Annotated in this window: 17 protein-coding genes; 8 read left to right on the top strand and 9 right to left on the bottom strand. The window is 64.1% G+C overall.

Features of this window, described 5'->3' with window-relative positions; translation table 11 throughout:
- Positions 1-22: 22 nt before the first annotated feature.
- The 3 genes from rpoB to V6B15_RS00300 form a co-directional block, all read right to left on the bottom strand.
- A complete protein-coding gene (gene rpoB / locus V6B15_RS00310) occupies positions 23-4,243 on the bottom strand; it encodes a DNA-directed RNA polymerase subunit beta (protein ID WP_334199618.1) in 4,221 nt (1,406 codons plus the stop codon).
- 296 nt (positions 4,244-4,539) lie between these two features.
- Positions 4,540-5,049 (bottom strand): YybH family protein, encoded by a 510-nt coding sequence (locus V6B15_RS00305; RefSeq protein ID WP_334199617.1) that lies wholly within the window; start codon positions 5,047-5,049, stop codon positions 4,540-4,542.
- A 126-nt stretch (positions 5,050-5,175) separates the two neighbouring features.
- On the bottom strand, positions 5,176-5,376 hold the full coding sequence (locus V6B15_RS00300) for a hypothetical protein (RefSeq protein ID WP_334199616.1): 201 nt from the start codon (positions 5,374-5,376) through the stop codon (positions 5,176-5,178).
- Positions 5,377-5,424: 48 nt separating this feature from the next.
- Here V6B15_RS00300 and V6B15_RS00295 point away from each other — a divergent pair, with 48 nt between their 5' ends.
- From V6B15_RS00295 to rplL, 3 genes are all read left to right on the top strand, one after another.
- Complete coding sequence (locus V6B15_RS00295; protein WP_334199615.1) at positions 5,425-6,153, top strand: hypothetical protein; 729 nt, start codon at positions 5,425-5,427, stop codon at positions 6,151-6,153.
- Positions 6,154-6,444: 291 nt separating this feature from the next.
- Positions 6,445-6,960, top strand: a complete 516-nt coding sequence (gene rplJ / locus V6B15_RS00290; protein ID WP_253521785.1) for a 50S ribosomal protein L10 — start codon at positions 6,445-6,447, stop codon at positions 6,958-6,960.
- An 83-nt stretch (positions 6,961-7,043) separates the two neighbouring features.
- The gene (gene rplL / locus V6B15_RS00285; protein WP_253521782.1) at positions 7,044-7,418 is read left to right on the top strand and encodes a 50S ribosomal protein L7/L12; all 375 of its coding nucleotides are present in this window, start codon (positions 7,044-7,046) and stop codon (positions 7,416-7,418) included.
- 104 nt (positions 7,419-7,522) lie between these two features.
- Here the strand turns inward: rplL and V6B15_RS00280 are convergent, their stop codons facing one another.
- The gene (locus tag V6B15_RS00280) at positions 7,523-7,846 is read right to left on the bottom strand and encodes a DMT family transporter (protein WP_334199614.1); all 324 of its coding nucleotides are present in this window, start codon (positions 7,844-7,846) and stop codon (positions 7,523-7,525) included.
- 138 nt (positions 7,847-7,984) lie between these two features.
- Here V6B15_RS00280 and V6B15_RS00275 point away from each other — a divergent pair, with 138 nt between their 5' ends.
- The gene (locus V6B15_RS00275; RefSeq protein ID WP_334199613.1) at positions 7,985-9,397 is read left to right on the top strand and encodes an MATE family efflux transporter; all 1,413 of its coding nucleotides are present in this window, start codon (positions 7,985-7,987) and stop codon (positions 9,395-9,397) included.
- A gap of 1 nt (position 9,398) precedes the next feature.
- Here V6B15_RS00275 and V6B15_RS00270 read toward each other — a convergent pair whose 3' ends face one another.
- Positions 9,399-10,232 (bottom strand): mechanosensitive ion channel family protein, encoded by an 834-nt coding sequence (locus V6B15_RS00270; protein WP_320181511.1) that lies wholly within the window; start codon positions 10,230-10,232, stop codon positions 9,399-9,401.
- Positions 10,233-10,458: 226 nt separating this feature from the next.
- Here V6B15_RS00270 and groES point away from each other — a divergent pair, with 226 nt between their 5' ends.
- Both groES and groL read left to right on the top strand, forming a co-directional pair.
- Positions 10,459-10,746 (top strand): co-chaperone GroES, encoded by a 288-nt coding sequence (gene groES, locus V6B15_RS00265; protein WP_253521769.1) that lies wholly within the window; start codon positions 10,459-10,461, stop codon positions 10,744-10,746.
- Positions 10,747-10,799: 53 nt separating this feature from the next.
- Positions 10,800-12,449 carry a chaperonin GroEL gene (gene groL, locus V6B15_RS00260; protein WP_334199612.1) on the top strand — a complete coding sequence of 550 codons (1,650 nt, stop codon included), beginning with the start codon at positions 10,800-10,802 and terminating at the stop codon, positions 12,447-12,449.
- Between the two features lie 98 nt (positions 12,450-12,547).
- Here groL and V6B15_RS00255 read toward each other — a convergent pair whose 3' ends face one another.
- The 4 genes from V6B15_RS00255 to V6B15_RS00240 all read right to left on the bottom strand — a co-directional run bounded on the left by V6B15_RS00255 (position 12,548) and on the right by V6B15_RS00240 (position 18,563).
- Entirely contained in the window at positions 12,548-13,609 is a 1,062-nt protein-coding gene (locus tag V6B15_RS00255; protein ID WP_334199611.1) for an endonuclease/exonuclease/phosphatase family protein, read from the bottom strand.
- A gap of 1 nt (position 13,610) precedes the next feature.
- A complete protein-coding gene (locus V6B15_RS00250) occupies positions 13,611-15,833 on the bottom strand; it encodes a DUF305 domain-containing protein (RefSeq protein ID WP_334199610.1) in 2,223 nt (740 codons plus the stop codon).
- Positions 15,834-15,921: 88 nt separating this feature from the next.
- Positions 15,922-17,214, bottom strand: coding sequence for an acyl-CoA dehydrogenase family protein (locus V6B15_RS00245; RefSeq protein WP_334199609.1), 1,293 nt, complete (start codon positions 17,212-17,214; stop codon positions 15,922-15,924).
- Positions 17,214-18,563, bottom strand: a complete 1,350-nt coding sequence (locus tag V6B15_RS00240) for a phosphotransferase (RefSeq protein ID WP_334199608.1) — start codon at positions 18,561-18,563, stop codon at positions 17,214-17,216. The genes V6B15_RS00245 and V6B15_RS00240 overlap by 1 nt, the downstream gene beginning before the upstream one ends.
- Before the next feature lie 97 nt (positions 18,564-18,660).
- On the opposite strand from V6B15_RS00240, the gene V6B15_RS00235 reads away from it, so the two are divergent.
- Both V6B15_RS00235 and V6B15_RS00230 read left to right on the top strand, forming a co-directional pair.
- Positions 18,661-19,068: a baeRF12 domain-containing protein gene (locus tag V6B15_RS00235; RefSeq protein WP_320181506.1), complete on the top strand. Its 408-nt coding sequence runs from the start codon at positions 18,661-18,663 to the stop codon at positions 19,066-19,068.
- A gap of 139 nt (positions 19,069-19,207) precedes the next feature.
- Positions 19,208-20,224 (top strand): serine hydrolase, encoded by a 1,017-nt coding sequence (locus V6B15_RS00230; RefSeq protein ID WP_334199607.1) that lies wholly within the window; start codon positions 19,208-19,210, stop codon positions 20,222-20,224.
- The last annotated feature ends 85 nt before the right edge of the window (positions 20,225-20,309 follow it).

The following is a 20,309-nucleotide window of genomic DNA, read 5'->3' as shown; positions in this document are numbered from 1 at the left end:
GGTGGGGAGCGCTAGGCTCCCCTTACTCCGCCGCGATCGCGAGGCCGTCGCCGTCCTCGTCGCCTTCGCTGAGCGACTTGAGTTCGACATTGAGACCCAGGCTGCGCATTTCCTTGACGAGCACGTTGAAGCTCTCCGGAATGCCCGCTTCGAAGGTATCGTCACCCTTGACGATCGCTTCGTAGACCTTGGTCCGCCCGATCACGTCATCCGACTTCACGGTGAGGATTTCCTGCAGCGTGTAGGCGGCGCCGTAGGCCTGGAGCGCCCAGACCTCCATTTCCCCGAAGCGCTGGCCGCCGAACTGCGCCTTACCGCCCAGCGGCTGCTGGGTGACGAGGCTGTAGGGGCCGATCGAACGGGCGTGGATCTTGTCGTCGACGAGGTGATGCAGCTTGAGCATGTAGATGATGCCCACGGTGACCTTGCGGTCGAAGGCTTCACCTGTGCGCCCGTCGAACAGGACCGACTGGCCCGAGCTGTGCAGACCGGCTTTTTCGAGCTCGATCGTCACATCGCCTTCGCGCGCACCGTCGAACACCGGCGTACCCATCGGGACACCCGTGGTCAGATTGCCTGCCAGTTCGATCACTTCGGCGGTCGAACGGCTGTCGATCGCGTCGTGATACTCCTCGCCGTAAACTTCCTTCAGACGATCGATGATCGCTTCGGGCGGCTTCGCCTTGGCGTAATCTTCCGACGCATTCGGATTGGCGCGCTTCCACTCTTCGAGCTGCTCGCCGATCTGGTGGCCCAGATTGCGGGCCGCCATGCCGAGATGCGTTTCGAAGATCTGACCGACGTTCATGCGCGAGGGCACGCCCAGCGGGTTGAGCACGATGTCGACCGGGGTGCCGTCCTCGAGGAACGGCATGTCCTCCTGCGGCAGGATGCGCGAAATCACACCCTTGTTCCCGTGACGTCCGGCCATCTTGTCGCCCGGCTGCAGCTTGCGCTTCACCGCGACGAAGACCTTGACCATCTTGAGCACGCCCGGAGCGAGTTCGTCGCCGCGTTCGAGCTTTTCCTTACGGTCTTCGAACTTCTCTTCGATGATCTTGACCGCTTCGTCATACTGCGACTTGACCGCTTCAAGCTGCGCCTGGCGGCCATCGTCGGCCACGGCGAACTTGAACCATTCGTGCCGGTCGATGTCGTCGAGCAGCTCTTCGCTGATCTCGGTGCCCTTCTTGACGCCCTTGGGCGCTGCCGAAGCCGTCTGGCCCATCAGCATGTCGCGCAGGCGGTTGTAGGTCGCCCGGTTGAGGATCGCGCGTTCGTCGTTCGAGTCCTTGCGGAGGCGTTCGATTTCCTCGTTCTGGATCGCCCGGGTACGGTCGTCGATCTCGATACCGTGACGGTTGAAGACGCGCACTTCGACGACGGTCCCGGCGACACCCGGCGGCAGGCGAAGCGAGGTGTCGCGCACATCGCTGGCCTTTTCACCGAAGATGGCGCGCAGGAGCTTTTCTTCCGGCGTCATCGGGCTTTCGCCCTTGGGCGTGATCTTGCCCGCCAGGATATCGCCCGGATGCACTTCGGCGCCGATGTAGACGATGCCCGCTTCGTCGAGGTTGCGCAGCGCTTCCTCGCCGACATTGGGAATGTCGCGGGTGATGTCTTCGGGCCCGAGCTTGGTGTCGCGCGCCATGACTTCGAATTCCTCGATGTGGATCGAGGTGAAGACGTCGTCCTTCACGATGCGCTCGGAAATGAGGATACTATCCTCGTAGTTGTAGCCGTTCCAGGGCATGAAGGCGACGAGGCTGTTACGGCCCAGCGCCAGCTCGCCGAGATCGGTCGAAGGACCGTCGGCGATGATGTCGCCCGGCTCGACCGTCTCGCCCACCTTCACCAGCGGACGCTGGTTGATGCAGGTGTTCTGGTTCGAACGCTGGAACTTCTGCAGCGTGTAGATGTCGACGCCCGACTGGCCGGCTTCGACATCGCCGATCGCCCGAATGACGATACGCGTCGCGTCGACCTGGTCGACGATCCCGCCGCGGGTCGCCGCGATCGCCGCGCCGCTGTCACGCGCCACGGTTTCTTCCATGCCGGTACCGACGAAGGGTGCCTCGGCCTTAACCAGGGGCACAGCCTGACGCTGCATGTTCGAGCCCATCAGCGCGCGGTTGGCGTCATCGTTTTCCAGGAACGGAATGAGCGATGCGGCAACCGAGACGAGCTGCTTGGGGCTGACGTCCATCAGCGTGATGGTTTCGCGCGGCGCCATGAGGTTGTCACCGTCGTGACGGGCAGAAACCAGTTCCTCGACGAACGAACCGTCATCGTTGAGATCGGCCGAAGCCTGCGCAACGGTGTGCTTCTGCTCTTCCATCGCCGAGAGATAGACCACCTCTTCGGTGACCTTGCCGTCGAGGACCTTGCGATAGGGCGTTTCGATAAAGCCGTATTTGTTGACGCGCGCAAAGGTCGAGAGCGAGTTGATCAGACCGATGTTCGGGCCTTCCGGCGTTTCAATCGGGCAGATGCGGCCATAGTGCGTCGGGTGAACGTCGCGCACTTCGAAGCCGGCCCGCTCACGCGTGAGACCACCGGGGCCAAGCGCCGAGACGCGGCGCTTGTGGGTGACTTCCGACAGCGGGTTGGTCTGGTCCATGAACTGCGAGAGCTGCGAGGAACCGAAGAACTCGCGCACTGCGGCAACAGCCGGCTTCGCGTTGATCAGATCGTTCGGCATCACGGTCGAGACATCGACCGAGCTCATGCGTTCCTTGACCGCACGCTCCATGCGCAGCAGGCCGACGCGGTACTGATTTTCGAGCAGTTCGCCGACCGAACGCACCCGGCGATTGCCGAGATTGTCGATGTCGTCGACGTCGCCCTTGCCGTCCTTGAGGTCGACCAGCTCCTTGACCACGGCCAGGATGTCTTCCTTGCGCAGCGTGGTCACGGTGTCTTCGGCATCGAGCTCGAGACGCATGTTGAGCTTGACGCGGCCGACGGCGGAAAGGTCGTAGCGCTCGCTATCGAAGAACAGGCCTTCGAACAGCGCTTCGGCGGTTTCCTTGGTCGGCGGTTCGCCCGGGCGCATGACCTTGTAGATCGCTTCGAGACCCTCGTCGCGGTTCTCGGCCTTGTCGACCTGCAGCGTGTTGCGGATCCACGGGCCGGTGGTGACGTGGTCGACGTCGAGCAGGACCATCGAATCGACGCCCGCTGCATCGAGCACTTCGAGGTTCTCGGCCGAGACTTCCTCGCCCGCCTCGATGTAGATGCGCCCGGTCTTCTCGTCGATCATGTCGCGGCTGGCATAGCGGCCGAAGATTTCCTCGGTCGGCAGCAGCAGCGTTTCAAGACCGTCCTTGGCGGCCTTGTTGGCGGCACGCGGGCTGATCTTCTGGCCGGCGGGGAAAACTTCTTCGCCGGTCTTGGCATCGACCAGCGCGAAGGCCGGCTTCTGGCCGCGCCAGTTTTCGGGGACGAAGGGGATGTTCCAGCCTTCGCCCTTCTTGCCGGTTGCGCGCTTCCAAGTGACGGTTTCGTAGAAATGCGCGAGGATGTCCTCGCTATCGAGGCCCAGCGCATACAGCAGCGCGGTGACCGGCAGCTTGCGCTTGCGGTCGATCCGGACGTTGACGATGTCCTTGGCGTCGAATTCGAAATCGAGCCACGAACCGCGATAGGGAATGATGCGCGCGGCGAACAGCAGCTTGCCCGAGGAATGCGTCTTGCCGCGGTCGTGGTCGAACAGCACACCCGGCGAACGGTGCATCTGCGACACGATCACACGCTCGGTGCCGTTGATGACGAAGGTGCCATTGCCGGTCATGAGCGGCATGTCGCCCATGTAGACATCCTGCTCCTTGATATCGAGGACCGAGCGGGTCTCGGTTTCCTGGTCGACCTCGAACACGATCAGGCGCAGCGTGACCTTCATCGGCGCGGCATAGGTGATCCCGCGCTGGCGGCATTCGACGATGTCGTATTTCGGCGCTTCGAGTTCGTAATGGACGAAGTCGAGTTCGGCGGTACCGGCGAAGTCGCGGATCGGGAACACCGAGCGCAGCGTCTTCTCGAGGCCGGAGACGTAATCAATCTCCTTGTTCGAACGCAGGAACTGTTCGTAGCTCTCGCGCTGCACCTCGATGAGGTTAGGCATCTCGACGACTTCGTGGATGTCGCCGAAGATCTTGCGGATCCGGCGTTTCGCCGTGCCCTGCGCATTTGCTCCGCGTGCCTTCTTGGGGGACTTCGCGGGAGCTTTCGCCTTGGTAGCCATAAGGGGTACGTACCTCTTCTCGTGTGCGCCGGTCCCGTGCGGGAAGACCGGTGATTGCTTCTCATGCGCGTGAGATCCATGGTCGGGACGCGAAAAGGCCGCAGCGTATGGCACACCGGTTGCGGTGGCTGCTGCAGCTTCTCGAGCGTCGCGATTATGGAAACGCCGCTTCCATCCTGTGTCCGATTCCCGCGCATGAATCGGACTCGCTCGAAGCGTGCGGTCGGAGCAGCATGTAGGAATTGCCCCCGCGCCTGTCAAACGCGGAATCGATCGGGCCGGATTTGCCGCGGGGCTCAGCCCTCTGCGCGGGCGCTCCACATCATCCGTTCGATCTTCCAGTGGCCTGCCGCGTCGGGGCGGGCGTGGATGATATAATGGCCGCGCTGCGCGGTGCGCGTGCCATCGAAGACGAAGGCAATCTCGCTATAGCCTGTGATCGCGGCCAGCGCGACCGAGCCTTCGACATCGATCGTGCGATGGTCGATATACTCGATCCGGGTCGGCGGCGCGCCTTCGGGAAACCAGAAGGCGCGCAATTCCTCGACCCCCGAGAGCGGGCCGCGGCCGCGCCCGGGATAAACGATTGCATCGGCCGCAAACAGCTTCAGCAACGCCTCCGCCTGCGCCTCGGTACCATCCTCGCGCCAGGCTTTGACATAGGCCCGGTCGAGCGAATGCAGCGCCTCGCGATCCCCCGCGGTCAACCCGCCGATCCGCACTTCGGTGGGGACGGGCGCATCGGCAGCGGACCCGGAACAGGCCGCCAGGCTAAAGGCCGCCACCAGGGGTGCCAGGCGATACATACAGTTCCTCCTTCGATCCAAGGACCCGGTGGCCGATCGAACCCTCACGGTCGAAACCTCCTCCACCAATGACCGCCAGCACCCGGCGAATGGCATAACCAACCGACCCGGCGGAATTCGGGATGGTCAATTGACGATAATTGGCAGCGTTGACATATCGAAGCTCGATAAGGGGAACCACCTAGGTTTCCCGTCATAGTCAACGGCTTGCACGCCGCCAACCAGCGCAATCGGGTTGTCGCCAAATTGCGGGCACTTTTCTTCGCCTGCAGATGTATCAGGATGGGACAATCCGGTGGCGCGGCCGCGCATCAGCCCATATTTCATCCGGCCGGGCGAACCGATAATCCATTCCGAAACCGGGGGGACCAAACCATGACCACTTTCCTGTCCGCATTCCGCACCGTTCACAGCCGAAGCCTCGCCTTTGCCGCAGCGCTGCCGCTCGTCGCGGCGATCCCGCTGGTGGCCGAGTTCGTCCAGCACGTGGTCGAGATACGCAGCGGCATGTATGCCGGGGTCGAAGCCGCGCAGGCGCTCGAAAGCGACCCCGACCGGATGATCGCCGGGTTCTTCAAGACGGTCGCGCTGGGCCTGCCCGCCTATTTCCTCATTCGCTGGCTGCATACGCAAGGCGATCGCACCTTCGCTACGCGGTTCGACAGGCCCACAGTGACGCTGTTCGGCCTCGTTATTGCGTTGCAGGCACTGCTCGCCTGGCTTGGCCTCTTTGTCTGGACCGAAGGACCGATGGGTATCGGCTTCTTTGTCTTCGGCCTGATTTTCATGCCGCTGATCGTGCGCTTCATCGTCGCTGCGCCGCTGGGCAGCTTCATCAGTCCGCTGCAGTCGATCCGCGTGATGGCGCCGGACGCGCTGTTCGCGATCCTCTTCCCGCTGGCCGCCATGCTCCCGCTGATGGTGCTGCATTATGCGCTGGGCATCGGCGCAATCTTCGTTGAGGGCACAGAGCTGAAATGGGCCATGCTCACACTCGACAGCGTCGTCACCGCATGGCTCGCGCTGGTGATGATCGCTGCCCAATATGTGATCGCCACGCGCCCCGCCCCGATCGAAGCGTCGCCCGGACCCGCCGCGCGATAGCGCCCGACGCTTGACAGAATCGCCCAAATCCTTAGAGGCCCGCGGTCGAACGGCGGGTCTCTTTCGATTCCACCCGTTCATCCGTCCGAGACAGTTGGTGAAGGCGAATTGGCGCCTTCTTAATTTCCAGCCTAGGCGGGGACAGAGATTTCCGGTGCTTCGGCACCGTTTCGCGCCACCAGGCGCACTCCTTCCCCATCAACGGACTCGCCCGTTCCGGCTCGCCGGGACGGACAAACGTAGCCGGTCGCGGCGGGTCTTCCCGGCGCGGCCATAGTGAAGGAGTATGGCATGGATCGTTCGCAGAAAACCGATGCGGTCGCCCAGCTCAACGAAGTCTTCGCCCAGTCCGGCGTGGTGGTTGTCACCCGCAATCTGGGGCTTACGGTGGATCAGTCCACCGAACTGCGTACGAAGATGCGTGAAGCCGGTGCGTCCTACAAGGTTGCCAAGAACCGTCTCGCCAAGCTCGCCCTGAAGGACACCGACTACACAGGTCTCGAAGAGTACCTGACCGGTCCGACCGCCCTTGGTTATTCCGAGGATCCGGTTGCTGCGGCGAAAGCCGTGGTGGAGTTCGCCAAGACCACCGACAAGATTGAAATCGTCGGTGGTTCGATGGGCGCGCAGAAGCTCGACGAAGCAGGGGTTCGGGCGCTTGCCTCGATGCCCAGCCTCGACGAACTTCGTGGCACTATCGTGGGCCTCCTCAACGCGCCGGCAACCAAGGTTGTCCGCACGATCAAGGAACCCACGTCGATGCTCGCACGCGTTGTTGGCGCCTATGGCGCCAAGGAAGCCGCGTAAGAGCTGGTTCGACGTACGAACACACATTCATCGGGGCATTCGTCCATCAGGACACCCCGGCCTTATATTTGGAGTGAAACATCATGGCCGATATCGCCAAGCTTGTTGAAGAACTGTCGAAGCTGACCGTCATGGAAGCCGCTGAGCTTGCCAAGGCACTTGAAGAAGAGTGGGGCGTGAGCGCCGCTGCTGCTGTTGCTGTTGCTGGCCCCGCCGGCGGCGGCGACGCCCCCGCAGCCGAAGAAAAGGACGAATTCGATGTCGTCCTGACCGGCGACGGTGGCAAGAAGATCCAGGTCATCAAGGAAGTCCGCGCCATCACCGGTCTGGGCCTCTCGGAAGCCAAGGCTCTCGTCGAAGGTGCGCCCAAGCCCGTCAAGGAAGGCGTCAACAAGGCAGAAGCCGAAGAAATCAAGGGCAAGATCGAAGCAGCCGGCGGCACCGTCGAGCTCAAGTAAGCTACTGCCCGTTTGGGCGCTTACGCTTCGATCTCGCGTGCGAGATCACGGAAGGGCGGTGCCGCAAGGCGCCGCCCTTTTCGTTTGTCGGGGCAGCGAGCCCGCTAAGTCGTGGTCGTGACGCGCAAACCGATCGCGCCGACCAGTACCATGGCGATGCACGCATACTGGATAGCGCCCAGCTTCTCGTCGAAGGCCAGGACCCCGATCGCGGCCGCGGCGACGATGCCGACGCCCGCCCATATGGCGTAGACGATCCCGACCGGCAGAACCTTCATCGCGGGCGCGAGCACCCAGAAGCAGGCCGAATAGCAAGCGATGGACAGCGCCCCCCAATGCCATTTTTCGAAGCCATCGGACAGTTTGAGCAAAAACGTGCCCGTCACCTCCAATGTGATGGCCAGGGCAAGATAGATCCATGCGTTCATTGCGGGGGTTCCTGCGTGAAGAGTGGCGAGCCGGGCACCAAAAGTGTGCCTCTATGGCTGCACCGGCAGGACGAATTCAACCCATAGGCCAGATCGCAATTGGCGACAGCGCCCCCCGTCCCTATCCGGTCCGGCTGCATGACGAACGCAACCGCCATGGAGCCCACGCCTCCTGGCAGTGATGGCTGGCGCACCGAGCTGCGCGCGACGCTGCGGCTGAGCTGGCCGCTGGCGGCGGCAAACCTGTTGCAGATGCTGACCTATGCGATCGACGTGATCTTCATCGCGCGGCTGGGCGAGGACCAGCTCGCTGCCTCGGCGCTGGCGATCGCGCTGTTCGGCCTGGTGCTATGGGCGCTGTCGGGCCTGACCGGGGCGGTGGCGCCGGTGGCTGCTGCAGAGCTGGGCGAACGTGCCCCGGCGCTGCGCCCGGTCCGGCGGACGGTCCGCATGGCGCTGTGGCTGGCGCTGTTTTCGGGCGTGGCCGGGATCGGCCTGTGCCTGCTGCTCGGCCCGCTGATGCAGGTGACGGGGCAGGAACCGCAGATCATCGCGATGGCGATCGAATACAACTCGCTGCTGGTGCTCAGCCTGGTGCCGATGCTGTTCTGCAACGTGCTGCGCAGCTTCGTGTCCACGCTCGACCGGCCGATCTTCGCCACTGCGATTACTGCGGGCGGCATTTTCGTCAATGCGCTGGCCAATTACGCTTTCATCTTCGGCAATCTGGGCGCGCCCGAGCTGGGGCTGCAGGGCGCCGCGGTCGCGACGATCTTCACCACGCTGACCACGCTTGCAGCATATGTCGTCGCGATCCGGGTGGACCCGAAGCTGCACCGCTACCGCGTGTTCGGGCGGTGGTGGTCGCCCGACTGGGCGCGCTTCACGCACATCGTCCGCGTGGGCACGCCGATCGCGCTCACCATTACCGCAGAGGCAGGGATATTCGGCGCGGCCGCTTTCCTGATGGGCAATATCGGCGCGAGCGAACTGGCCGCGCACACGGTGGCACTGCAGATCGCCGCGCTGGCGTTTCAGGTGCCCTTCGGCGTCGGCCAGGCGGCGACGATCCGGGTGAGCTATTTCTATGGCGCGCGCGATCCCGAGGGGGTCAAGCGCGCGGGATGGACCGCGATCATCGTCGGCACCGGTTTCATGGCACTCACCGCGCTGGCGATGGTGGTGATCCCCAAGCCGCTGATCGCGATCTATGTCGATCCGTGGGACCCGAAGAATGCCGTGCTGGTAGGCTTCGCGCTGCAATATATCGTCATCGCCGCGGCCTTCCAGCTGTTCGACGGGATGCAGGCGGTCGCTGCAGGCGCGCTGCGCGGGCTGCAGGATACCCGCATCCCGATGTGGATCGCCGCTTTCGCCTATTGGGTCCCGGGGATCGGCACCGCGCTGGTACTGGGCTTCTACACCCCGCTGGCGGGGATCGGCGTGTGGATCGGGCTGGCGACCGGGCTGACCGTGGCCGCCGCACTGCTCGGCTGGCGCTGGCACCGGCGCGAGGCGCTGGGGCTGACCCGCCACCCGCTGAACGCATAGCTCAGGCGGCGCGCTGCACCACCTCGCGCTGCGGGAACGGGATGGAAATGCCGACATCGTCGAAGCGCGCCTTGACCGCTTCGGTGAGATCCCATGACAGGCCGAGATAGTCGGAGGTGCTGCACCATACGCGCAGGCCGATCCCGACCGAACTGTCATCGAGCGAGCTGACGAAGGTGACCGCCTCGGGTTCGGACAACACACGTTCGTCGGTGAGTGCCAGCTTCAACAGCTCCTCTCGCGCGCGCAGCATGCTGTCGCCATAGGCAATGCCCACGACCAGTTCGAGCCGGCGGTTCGGATGCCGGTGAAAATTGACGATCGCCTGGTTCCACAGCTGCGAATTGGGCACCATCACGAACAGGCCGTCGAACTGCTTGAGCTCGGTCGTAAACAGCCCGATCTGCTGGACCGTACCGGTCACCGATCCGGCCGAGATCGCCTCGCCCACCTTGAACGGCTTCTGGACGAGGATCATCACCCCGGAAGCAACATTGCTGAGCGTGCCCTGCAACGCGAGGCCCACCGCGAGCGCCATGCCGCCGAGCGCGGCGAGGATGCTGGTGGTTTCCACTCCGAACTGCGCGAGCACGGTGACCAGCACCACCGCCCACAGAGCGTATTTCACGATGCTCGAGAGGAAATTGGCCACGGTCGGCTCGAACCGCGGCGAGCGCGTCATCGCGCGTTCCGCCCAACGCGAAAGTATCCCGGCAAGCAGCAGGCCGATGACCAGCACCGCGAAAGCCCCCGCGATATCCATCATGTGCAGCCGCAGCCAAAGCCAGATCTGTTCGGGAATGGTCAGTGCGGAAATGGCTTGGTCGGTCGTCATTCGTGGGCAGCCCTTTATCGCGGCATTTTCATATCGATCGGGGTGGGCCCATCGGGGATTGGTCCACCGGCTTCGCCACCCCCAACGCAGCACTGGCGCAAGAGTTCATTTTTTGCTCGCCGACCCGTTGACTCTGCCAACCCGTGCACCCAAATGCCCCGTGCTGGCACTCTCACCGAGTGAGTGCCAACATCCCTTTTTCACTCTTAGAAGAGAGGTCATCATCATGGCATTTCGTCCGCTGCACGACCGCGTACTGGTCCGTCGCATCGAAGCCGAAGAAAAGACCGCCGGCGGGATCATCATTCCCGACAGCGCCCAGGAAAAGCCGAGCGAAGGCGAAATCGTCGCCGTCGGTTCGGGCGCCAAGGCGGAAGACGGCACGGTCACCCCGCTCGACGTCAAGGCCGGCGACCGCGTGCTGTTCGGCAAGTGGTCGGGCACCGAGGTCAAGCTCGATGGCGAAGACCTGCTGATCATGAAGGAAAGCGACATCATGGGGATCATCGGCTGATCGCCGGATCCTGACGCTTTCCACCAGACACACCAATTCCAGGAGAAACACCAATGGCAGCCAAGGACGTAAAGTTCGGCCGCGACGCGCGCGAAGGCATCCTGCGCGGCGTCGATACCCTCGCCAATGCCGTCAAGGTCACGCTCGGCCCCAAGGGCCGCAATGTCGTGATCGACAAAAGCTTCGGCGCCCCGCGCATCACCAAGGACGGCGTCACCGTCGCCAAGGAAATCGAACTTAAGGACAAGTTCGAGAACATGGGCGCGCAGATGATCAAGGAAGTCGCATCGAAGGCGAATGACGCCGCCGGTGACGGCACCACCACCGCTACCGTGCTGGCACAGTCGATCGTGACCGAAGGCATGAAGTCGGTCGCCGCGGGCATGAACCCGATGGACCTCAAGCGCGGCATCGACCTCGCCGTCATCAAGGTCGTCGAAGACCTCAAGAGCCGTTCGAAGGACGTCTCGGGCAGCGAAGAAATCGCCCAGGTCGGCGTGATCTCCGCCAATGGCGACCGTGAAGTCGGCGAAAAGATCGCCGAAGCCATGGAAAAGGTCGGCAAGGAAGGCGTGATCACCGTCGACGAGAGCAAGGGTCTCGAATTCGAGCTCGAAACCGTCGAAGGCATGCAGTTCGACCGCGGCTACCTGTCGCCCTACTTCATCACCAACCCGGACAAGATGACGGTCGAACTCGAAAATCCGTACATCCTGATCCATGAAAAGAAGCTGTCGAACCTGCAGGCAATGCTGCCGGTGCTCGAAGCGGCTGTTCAGAGCGGTCGTCCGCTGCTGATCATCGCCGAAGACATCGAAGGCGAAGCGCTGGCCACCCTCGTGGTCAACAAGCTGCGCGGCGGCCTCAAGGTTGCAGCGGTCAAGGCTCCCGGCTTCGGCGATCGCCGCAAGGCGATGCTGCAGGACATCGCGATTCTGACGCAGGGCGAGATGATTTCGGAAGATCTCGGCATCAAGCTCGAGAACGTTACCCTCGGCATGCTCGGCGAAGCCAAGCGCGTCACCATCGACAAGGACAACACCACGATTGTCGACGGTGCCGGTGACGAAGGCGACATCAAGGCGCGCGTGAACGAAATCCGCACCCAGATCGACAACACCAGCAGCGATTACGACCGTGAGAAGCTCCAGGAGCGTCTCGCCAAGCTCGCCGGCGGTGTGGCGGTGATCAAGGTCGGCGGCGCTACCGAGATCGAAGTCAAGGAACGCAAGGACCGCGTCGACGACGCGCTGCACGCCACCCGCGCAGCCGTCGAAGAAGGCATCGTCCCGGGCGGCGGTACCGCGCTGCTCTATGCGACCAAGGCTCTCGAAGGCCTCGAAGGCATCAATGACGACCAGACCCGCGGCATCGACATCATCCGTCGTGCGCTGCAGGCTCCGGTCCGCCAGATTGCCTCGAACGCGGGCCATGACGGCGCTGTGGTTGCCGGCAAGCTGACCGATGCCAACGATACCTCGCTTGGCTTCAATGCGGCGACCGACACCTACGAAGACCTGGTCAAGGCCGGCGTCATCGACCCGACCAAGGTCGTGCGCACCGCGCTGCAGGACGCCGCTTCGGTGGCCGGCCTGCTGATCACGACCGAGGCTGCGATCGCCGAGAAGCCCGAAGACAAGTCGGCTGCCCCGGCAATGCCCGACATGGGCGGCATGGGCGGTATGGGCGGCATGGGCTTCTAAGCCCAGCCCCCGACCGACAGGTCACATGAAGAGGCCCGGCAGGAGCGATCCTGCCGGGCCTTTTTATTTGGGTCACCGCGCGCTGGAGAAAGTGCGTCCTATAGCCCTTGTGCGGCAGGGGTTTCCGGCGCGAACAACCCCTCGATATCGGCATCGGCGGACATCGGATCGACGCAGACCCGTGCGATCAGCGGGAGGTGATCTGATCCGACATCGTCGCCGATCATGAGCTCTTCCACCTTGACCCCGTCCTTGACGAATATCTGGTCGAGCGGCCAGCCGACCCAGGCGTAGTCGGCGGGGAAGGTCGCGAAGCTGCCACGGCCCGCGCGCGGATCGCGATAGCCGCCTTCGCGGGCAAAGCGCGTCGTGGTTTTAGACCAGGGGACATCGTTGAAATCGCCAATCGCGAGCACGTTCGAAAGGCCGTCGGGTGTGCGCGCACCCGCCTGCGCGATATTCGCATCGCGGCTCCGGGTCGATTGCCCCGGCAGCGGCGGGCGTGGGTGCAGGCCGATCAGTTCGAACCGCGCGCCATCGTTCATGCGCAGGGTGGCATAGAGCGTCGGGGTATTGGAACTGGTGTTGGCGACCATTTCGGCGCGGTCGACGGTCAGCCGGGTGGCGAAGGCCATGCCGTATTTGTTGTCGAGCGGCCGGTCGAGCCGGTAGCCATAGCGCGCCAATTGCGGCTCGAGCGCGTCGAGCCACGGCTGGTGGGTTTCCATCAGTAACAGGATATCGGGATCGACCCGCTCGATCAGCTTTGCGGTGTCATCATAGCGGTCGTTGTCCTGCAGCACGTTGAACGACAGCAGCCGCGCGCAGCTCATCCCGTCGACCTCGTCGGGCAGGGGAACCTGCGCAGTGGCGAGGAAAGTATAGGGCCACAAACGCCACATATTGATGCCGATGGTGATCGCCGCGAGACCCAGCACCACTGCCCGCCTGCGCGACAGGATCAGGCCGACCACCGCCAGCGCCGCAGCCAGATAGACCGACGGCTCGCGCAGCATGTCGAGCATGCGCACCGAACCGCGGTTGGTATCGAGCAGCGATATCAGCGCCGCGATGGCGAGCAGCGCGAGCAGCCCGATGACAAGCCTCGCCCCGATCGTCCGGCTGCGGGAGCGGGCGCCGCTTCGCTGATCGATAGCCATCTCAACCGCCCTTGCGGCTGGCCTCCGCCGCCGCGGCGACTTCTGCCGGCCAGGTCACCTGCGTCTGCGTCTGCGGATTGAACAGCTCGCCTTCGTACTGCGCCGCCTCGGCCGCCGCGATCTCCTCGGCCGTCAAGAACTCGCTTGGCTCGAGCGCGAAGACATCAAGCCCGCGGGTAATCTCGGTCGCGTAAATGCGGCCATTGTACCAATAGGCCGACCAGTAACCGCCGGTCACCAGCTGGTCCGCATCGACCGGCCCGCGGTCGAAATAGGCGATCTCGAACGGGTTCTCCGCATCGGTGAAATCGATCACCGAAATGCCGCCCTGATACCATGCCTGGACGAAGATATCGCGCCCCGGCACCGGGATGATCGAACCATTGTGCGCGACGCAGTTTTCCTTGTCGGTCTGCGGTGCGGGCAGCTTGTAGAGGCTGCGGAAGTCGAGCTTGCCATCCTCGATCGCGTAGATCGCATTGGCGCCCCAGGTCACCGGATCGCCCGCCTGGCAGCGCGGTCGCCCGCCGCCGCCCCATTCATCGGTGAACAGCACCTTGGTGCCGTCATTGTTGAAGGTCGCCGAGTGCCAATAGGCGAAGCCCTGGTCGGTCACATCGTCGATCCGCTGCGGTTTGAGCGGGTCGGCAATGTCGAGGATGATGCCATTGCCCGAACAGGCGCCCGCCGCAAGGTTGAGCGACGGGAAAACGGTGATGTCGTGGCACTGATCGGTGACGCGGGTGTCCTGCGTGCCCTCGCCATGGTCGCCGCCGCGCCATAGGCCCGCGATCTGCCCGTCCTGCGCGAAGATGCGCGGGCTGTCGACGATCCGCGCCGCGCCCGGATCTTCCACGGGGATCGCGATCACATCGATGCTGAACAGCGCGGTGCTGTCGCCGCCGCTTTCGAAACAGCCCGCCAGTTCCTTGCCATCGCGGACGTAGCTGGTGCCCGAATTATAGACCACCACGCGGTCCGCATCGGCGCTGACGACCGAATGCGTATGGCTGCCGCGGCAGGTCTGTACCTGCCCGACTTGGCGCGGGCGGGTGGCGTCCGAAATGTCGAAGATCCTGAGGCCGCGAAACCGTTCGTCGCTGACATTGTCGGCAATGCCCTGCAGCCCGCAATCCTTGCGTGCCCGGCTGTCCTGCACGCTCATCAGCAAGAGGTCGCCGACGATCGAGACATCGCCCTGTCCGCCCGGGCAGACGGTCGAGCTGATCAGCTGCGGGGCGCCGTCCGCGCCCAGCCGGTAGGTGTTGAACCCGTGGTAATTGCCCGCCACCAGCAGGTCGCGGCTGAACGCCATGTCGGTATTGGCAAAGCTCAGCAGCGAGCCGCGCTCGCCGAAGCGAGGCTGGCCGTCCTCGTCTTCCTCGTCGCGAATATCGGGACGGGTCGCATCGACCAGCTCGGCTGCGTCTTCGGTTTCCTCGTCTTCCTCGATCAGCGGCGCAAGCTGGGCCGGGTTCTCCGGATCGAAAAAGCCGGTCGGCTTGGGCAGTGCGGTCACGAGGCGCAGATTGCTGATCGCTTCCTCTGCATCGCGGAACCCCGCTGCGAGGCTGGCGCGCGGATCGCTCGACAGCGCCGCGAGGATGCCGTTCATCCGGTCGATCTCGGCTTTCTGTTCCTTGACCACATCGTTGCTGAATTCGAACATCACCGGGTCGTAGGCGGTCCCGGGCTGGCGATGCAGCGCTTCGACCATATCGATCGCGCCCTCGTGATGGCGTACCATCAACTGCAGGAACATGCGGTCGAACGCGGTTCCTTCGAGCGTTGCCAGCTCGGCCATCTGTTCGGGCGTCGCCATGCCCATCATCAGGTGATGCACGGAATGGTCCATTCCCGCGTGGTGCATTGCCGCGGTGGGCTGCCCCCGTTCGGCCAGCCAGTCGCGCATGAAGGTGATCTCGTCCGCCTGGCTCGCATCGATGCGTCCGGCGATCTTCGCCAGATCGGCGTGGTTGCTGCGGCCCTCGACCAGCGCGGCCAGATCGACCGCCTGCTGGTGATGGACGATCATGTCCTGCATGAACTTCACGTCGGCAGGCGAGAACCGCGTATCGGACAGGCGGATCGCCTCATCCTCGTCGATCACCCGCGAGGCTGTGCCCGGCGCGCCGGGCAGCACGATCGGCGCAGGCTGGGCAAAGGCCGCAGCCGAGGTGGACAGCAGCAGGCCGGTAGCCAGCGCCTGAAGCGTGATTTTCATAATGTCGATCCCCAAATTTGCTGCCCCAAAAGGCCCTGCGATCCGCAGCCGGTCAAGCGGCAATTTCGGGAACCGCCCTCGCGCCCGGTCAGGCTGCGGAGAACTTCCCGCGGCGCGGACCGAGATAGCCGAACAGATAGGCACCGACCTTGCGCATCTGGATTTCCTCCGCCCCTTCGGTGATACGGTAGCGGCGGTGGTGGCGATAGATATGCTCGAACGGCTTGTGCCGCGAATAGCCGATCCCGCCATGCACCTGCATCGCCCGGTCGGCGGCTTCGCACACCAGCCGGTTCGCCCAGTAATTGCACATCGAGACCTTGTCCGAGATCGTCTTCTCGATCTCTTCATGCGGCATGTTGTCCATGTCCCAGGCGGTCTTGTAGATCAGCAGCCGCAGCATTTCGCATTGCGTCGCGAGCTCGACCAGCGGGAACTGGATCGCCTGGTTGCGCGCGAGTTCCTGGCCGAACGGCTTGCGGGTCCGCGCGTATTTGACGCTTTCTTCCACGCAATATTGCGCCGCGCCAAGGCTCGATGCGGCCTGCCGGATGCGATTCTGGTGGACGAAGCTCTGCGCCAGCGCGAGCCCGCGTCCCTCGACCCCGAGGATCGCCTCGTCGGGCACCCAGACATTGTTGACCGACAGGCGCGGATGATCGGTGGGCATGTTGAAGGTCCACATCCATTCCTCGATCTCGAGGCCCGGCGTGGGATTGGGGACGAGAAAACAGGTGATCCCGCTGGCATCGCCATTCTCGCCGCCGGTGCGCGCGAACATCGCGCAATGCGTGGCGACATGCATGCCGGTGATCCACATCTTCTCGCCATCGATCCGCCAGCCGGAGACCCCGTCGCGCGTTTCGCGCACCGCCCTGGTCTCCATCCAGGTGGCGTCGGAACCGTGGTCGGGCTCGGTCAGGCCGAAGGCGACGCGGCGCGTGCCTTCGAAGCCGCCGGTGATGAATTCCTGCTTCTGGGCCTCGGTGCCGAAAGTCTCGAACATCGCGACGAAGGGGAAATTGCCGACGATCGAATGCTCGTTCTGCAAATCGTTGTGCAGCCCCAGTCCGCGCTGCGCGAAGCGGTCGCGGATCACTGCCATCCACAGGTTCGAGCCATCCTTGCCCCCGTATTTCTTCGGCGCGGAGAAGCGCCAGTGGCCCGCCTCGTCGGCGGCCTTGCGGCATTCGCGCAGCAGGTCTTCCCAATCGTGGCTCGGCAGGCCGCCGCGATCCCAGTCGGTGCGCGCATCCTCGCGGCGGTGATCGAAAAAGCGGATGTTGTCGTCGCGCGCCACCAGCGGCGCGATGGTGCTGTCGATGAAGCCTTCCAGCTCGGCGTAATAGTCCTCCAGGTCCTGCGGTATCGCGAAGTCCATCAATCCTCTCCTGTCCATTTGGCCTGCGCGAGTGCGAGCATCGGGTATTTGGGCACGTCGGCAGCCAGCTTGTCGAGCGCGGTGCGCCGCAGCATCGCCAGCAGGCCGGGGGTTGCCAGCGTTGCCTTGCCGTCGAGCAGATCCTGCGCGAGCATGGCATCTTCACTCTGCGTGGCAACCGCGTCATTGCGCGCGATCATGCCCAGCGCATTGCGCGCGACTGCCAGCTGGAAGCGGTCATGCCCCTCCATCCGGTCCTTCACCGTGCCGAGCCATTCGGCGATGGCAGTGGCGAGTTCACCCGCACTCGCTTCGCCTTCGGGTTCGAGCGGGTCGTCGGCAGGAGGCACGGGCCGAGCCTGTTCGGCGGCCGGGGCATCCTCTTCGAGCAGCAGGAGCAGGTCGAGCTCCTGCTCGCTCGTCCGCCGAGAGATTACCACGCGTTCGAGCATGCGATCATCGCCGCTGCGCCAGAAGCTCGCCATGCGCAGGCAGCCGAGCGCCCACCACACCGTGCGATAGACCAGCCAGAAGCGGAACCGCCCGGCATGCACCTGCGCGCCGCTTTCGGCCTGATAGGCATCGACATAGTCCTGCAGCGATCCCAGCCCGAGCGCGGGCCGGTCGACCCGCGCGAACCGCCACACCGCCATGCAGCCGAAGGCGAGGTCCTCGTGCCGGTCGCCGAAATGCGCGAGTTCCCAGTCGAGCACGCCGGTGAGCTGCGAATCCTGCGCCAGCAGATTGCCCAGCCGGTAGTCGCCATGGTTGAGCACCGGCTCGACACGCTCGGGCAGGTTTTCGCGCAGCCAGCGCAGGCCGAGCGCGATGATCGGGCGGTCGGCGCCAGCTTCCTCGAACTGCCGGGCGAGGCCATCGACCCCCTCGGCATAATCCATTTCGGGCACATCTCCGGGCAGCGCGGCGCGCGGCAGCGAATGGATTTTCGCCAGGTCGCGCGCCACCTGACGCAGCAATTGCGCAGGATCGTCCATCGCCAGGATCGCGCGCGGATCGGGCGTCCCGGGCAAGGCGCGCATCACGAAACCGCTGCCGATGCCGTCGCCGGGCTGCAATTCGACCAGCACTTCGGGGGCAGTGACGCCTGCACCATGCGCGGCGCGGATGATCGCGGCCTCGGTATCATGTCCGAGGGGGCGGTCTTCCATGAATGACAGGCTGGGCGCGCGGCGCAGGACATAGTCCCCGCCCCCGCTCGCAAAGCGCCAGCTTTCCATGGTTGCGCCGCCCGTCAGCCGCGTGATCCCCCCGGGTGCGGCCATACCGGCGCGTGCGAGCGCCTGCGCCAGTCCCTGCTCCAGCGCGCCCGCGCTTTCCGTCTCTCCCATGGAATGAGTTGTGCATTGAAACGGGCCGTTGCTCAAGCCCGGACCTCATCGCGATCTCGATCGTTGTCAGGGCAAGCAACAATCCAGAGGAGACTCCATGCGCCTTCCCACCAATGCCCATGTCGCCATCGTCGACGGCGAGAACTTCATCGTGATGCGCAACAGCGGCCAGCCGCTCGAACCCAAGCTCGGGGCAGCCGAAAAACCCGATCTGTCGGCGACCAACTTCAGCGCCGGGGTGAAGCATCAGGACGCAGGTGGCCAACAGCATGGGCGCACCGATCTCAACGAGCTCGCGCATGGCGCCGCGGCCAGTGAATGGCTCAACGCCAAGGCAGTCGCGGGAGAGATCGACAATGTACTGGTGATCGCGGATCCCAAGACTTTGGGCGAAATGCGCCGCCACTATCATTCCGAACTGGAAAAGCGGCTGGTCGGCGAGATCGACAAGACCATGTCGGGCGAACCGACCGAGCGGATCGAACAAGTGATTGCCAACGCTTGACCGATGCTCCCCGCATCAAAGTAACGCGGCGATCACCGAACCTGTCGCGCGCGCAACACTTTTCATCGCGGCGCCCTTGTCTGGCCCCAATCGATCAGCATTAAGCTTCGCCTAACCTTGAAAGGTATACAGGGTCAGTATGGGTAACAGACTTTTCGGACGACTGCTGGCGATTGCGGCGATGGCATGCGCCACGCCCGCGCTGGCGCAGGGCAATGGATTCGAATCCCAGTTCGACACTGTTCTGGGGACCGAAGTTCGGACCCCGCCAAGCTATGACGCGCTGTATGCGACCCCGCTCGAGCGCCAGATCGCGCAATTGGCGGAAGGGTCGAACGGGCGGATCGGCGTCTATGCGATCGATCTGTCGACCGGGCGCGAGGTCGGCGTGTTGGCCGACCAGCGTTTCCCGATGGCCAGCACCAGCAAGGTCGCGATTGCCGCGACCTATCTGGCGGGTGTCGATGCCGGCCGGTGGAGCCTGACGAGCGAGTTTCGCCTGCCGCGTCCGGGCGGGGCCTATATGCCCGCCTACCGTCATCTCAGCCTGATGATCAGCAAGAGCTGCAACGATTGCACTGACGCGCTGCTTGCCGCAGTCGGCGGCCCGCGCGCAGTCAACAAATGGATGGAAGATGCCGGGATCGAAGGGTTCCAGCTGACCCGCGATATCGCCACGCTCATCCGGGAGGATGGCCGCATCGACCCCGCCTGGAGCGTCGATACCAAGGACAGCGCGACGCCGCGTGCGATGGGCCAGCTGCTCGCGGGGATTTACCAGGGCAAATGGCTGAGCGATTATTCGCGCCGCGTCCTGCTCGATGCGATGGAAGAAACCACCACCGGCAAGCAGCGGATGCGTTCGGCGCTACCGCTCAGCGCCAATCTGGCGCACAAGACCGGGACGCTTGCGCGGACCGCGAGCGATATCGGCATTTTCCATACGCCCGATGGGCGCGCGATTGCCGCCGCGATCTATGTCACCGGGCAAAGCCCGTCGATGGCGGTGGAAAACGGCAGCCGCACGCGCAAGCTCGAAGCGCGCTACAATCGCGATTCGCGGATCTCGACCATTACCCAGGCGCTGTATGACGGCTTTGGCCGCGAAGCGCAGGACGGCCGCAACTGGGCCACGGCGGACTACGGCGGGGACTGACCCCCAGCTTGCCATCCGGACAAACAAAAAGGGCGGCGCCGTGAGGCACCGCCCTTTCTGTTCGTGAACGAAAAACCGTCCGCGA

Origin of the sequence: Qipengyuania sp. Mu-71, assembly GCF_036867055.1 — a bacterium.
GTDB classification, from domain to species: Bacteria; Pseudomonadota; Alphaproteobacteria; order Sphingomonadales; family Sphingomonadaceae; genus Qipengyuania; species Qipengyuania profunda.
The sequence above is the reverse complement of the archived record's forward strand: the minus strand, read 5'-3'. Positions and strand labels throughout refer to the sequence as shown.

Excerpts from the sequence above, each read along its gene's own strand:
- rpoB (WP_334199618.1), bottom strand. The coding sequence starts at position 4,243 with ATGGCTACCAAGGCGAAAGCTCCCGCGAAGTCCCCCAAGAAGGCACGC.
- V6B15_RS00305 (WP_334199617.1), bottom strand. The coding sequence starts at position 5,049 with ATGTATCGCCTGGCACCCCTGGTGGCGGCCTTTAGCCTGGCGGCCTGT.
- V6B15_RS00300 (WP_334199616.1), bottom strand. The coding sequence starts at position 5,376 with ATGAAATATGGGCTGATGCGCGGCCGCGCCACCGGATTGTCCCATCCT.
- V6B15_RS00295 (WP_334199615.1), top strand. The coding sequence starts at position 5,425 with ATGACCACTTTCCTGTCCGCATTCCGCACCGTTCACAGCCGAAGCCTC.
- rplJ (WP_253521785.1), top strand. The coding sequence starts at position 6,445 with ATGGATCGTTCGCAGAAAACCGATGCGGTCGCCCAGCTCAACGAAGTC.
- rplL (WP_253521782.1), top strand. The coding sequence starts at position 7,044 with ATGGCCGATATCGCCAAGCTTGTTGAAGAACTGTCGAAGCTGACCGTC.
- V6B15_RS00280 (WP_334199614.1), bottom strand. The coding sequence starts at position 7,846 with ATGAACGCATGGATCTATCTTGCCCTGGCCATCACATTGGAGGTGACG.
- V6B15_RS00275 (WP_334199613.1), top strand. The coding sequence starts at position 7,985 with ATGACGAACGCAACCGCCATGGAGCCCACGCCTCCTGGCAGTGATGGC.
- V6B15_RS00270 (WP_320181511.1), bottom strand. The coding sequence starts at position 10,232 with ATGACGACCGACCAAGCCATTTCCGCACTGACCATTCCCGAACAGATC.
- groES (WP_253521769.1), top strand. The coding sequence starts at position 10,459 with ATGGCATTTCGTCCGCTGCACGACCGCGTACTGGTCCGTCGCATCGAA.
- groL (WP_334199612.1), top strand. The coding sequence starts at position 10,800 with ATGGCAGCCAAGGACGTAAAGTTCGGCCGCGACGCGCGCGAAGGCATC.
- V6B15_RS00255 (WP_334199611.1), bottom strand. The coding sequence starts at position 13,609 with ATGGCTATCGATCAGCGAAGCGGCGCCCGCTCCCGCAGCCGGACGATC.
- V6B15_RS00250 (WP_334199610.1), bottom strand. The coding sequence starts at position 15,833 with ATGAAAATCACGCTTCAGGCGCTGGCTACCGGCCTGCTGCTGTCCACC.
- V6B15_RS00245 (WP_334199609.1), bottom strand. The coding sequence starts at position 17,214 with ATGGACTTCGCGATACCGCAGGACCTGGAGGACTATTACGCCGAGCTG.
- V6B15_RS00240 (WP_334199608.1), bottom strand. The coding sequence starts at position 18,563 with ATGGGAGAGACGGAAAGCGCGGGCGCGCTGGAGCAGGGACTGGCGCAG.
- V6B15_RS00235 (WP_320181506.1), top strand. The coding sequence starts at position 18,661 with ATGCGCCTTCCCACCAATGCCCATGTCGCCATCGTCGACGGCGAGAAC.
- V6B15_RS00230 (WP_334199607.1), top strand. The coding sequence starts at position 19,208 with ATGGGTAACAGACTTTTCGGACGACTGCTGGCGATTGCGGCGATGGCA.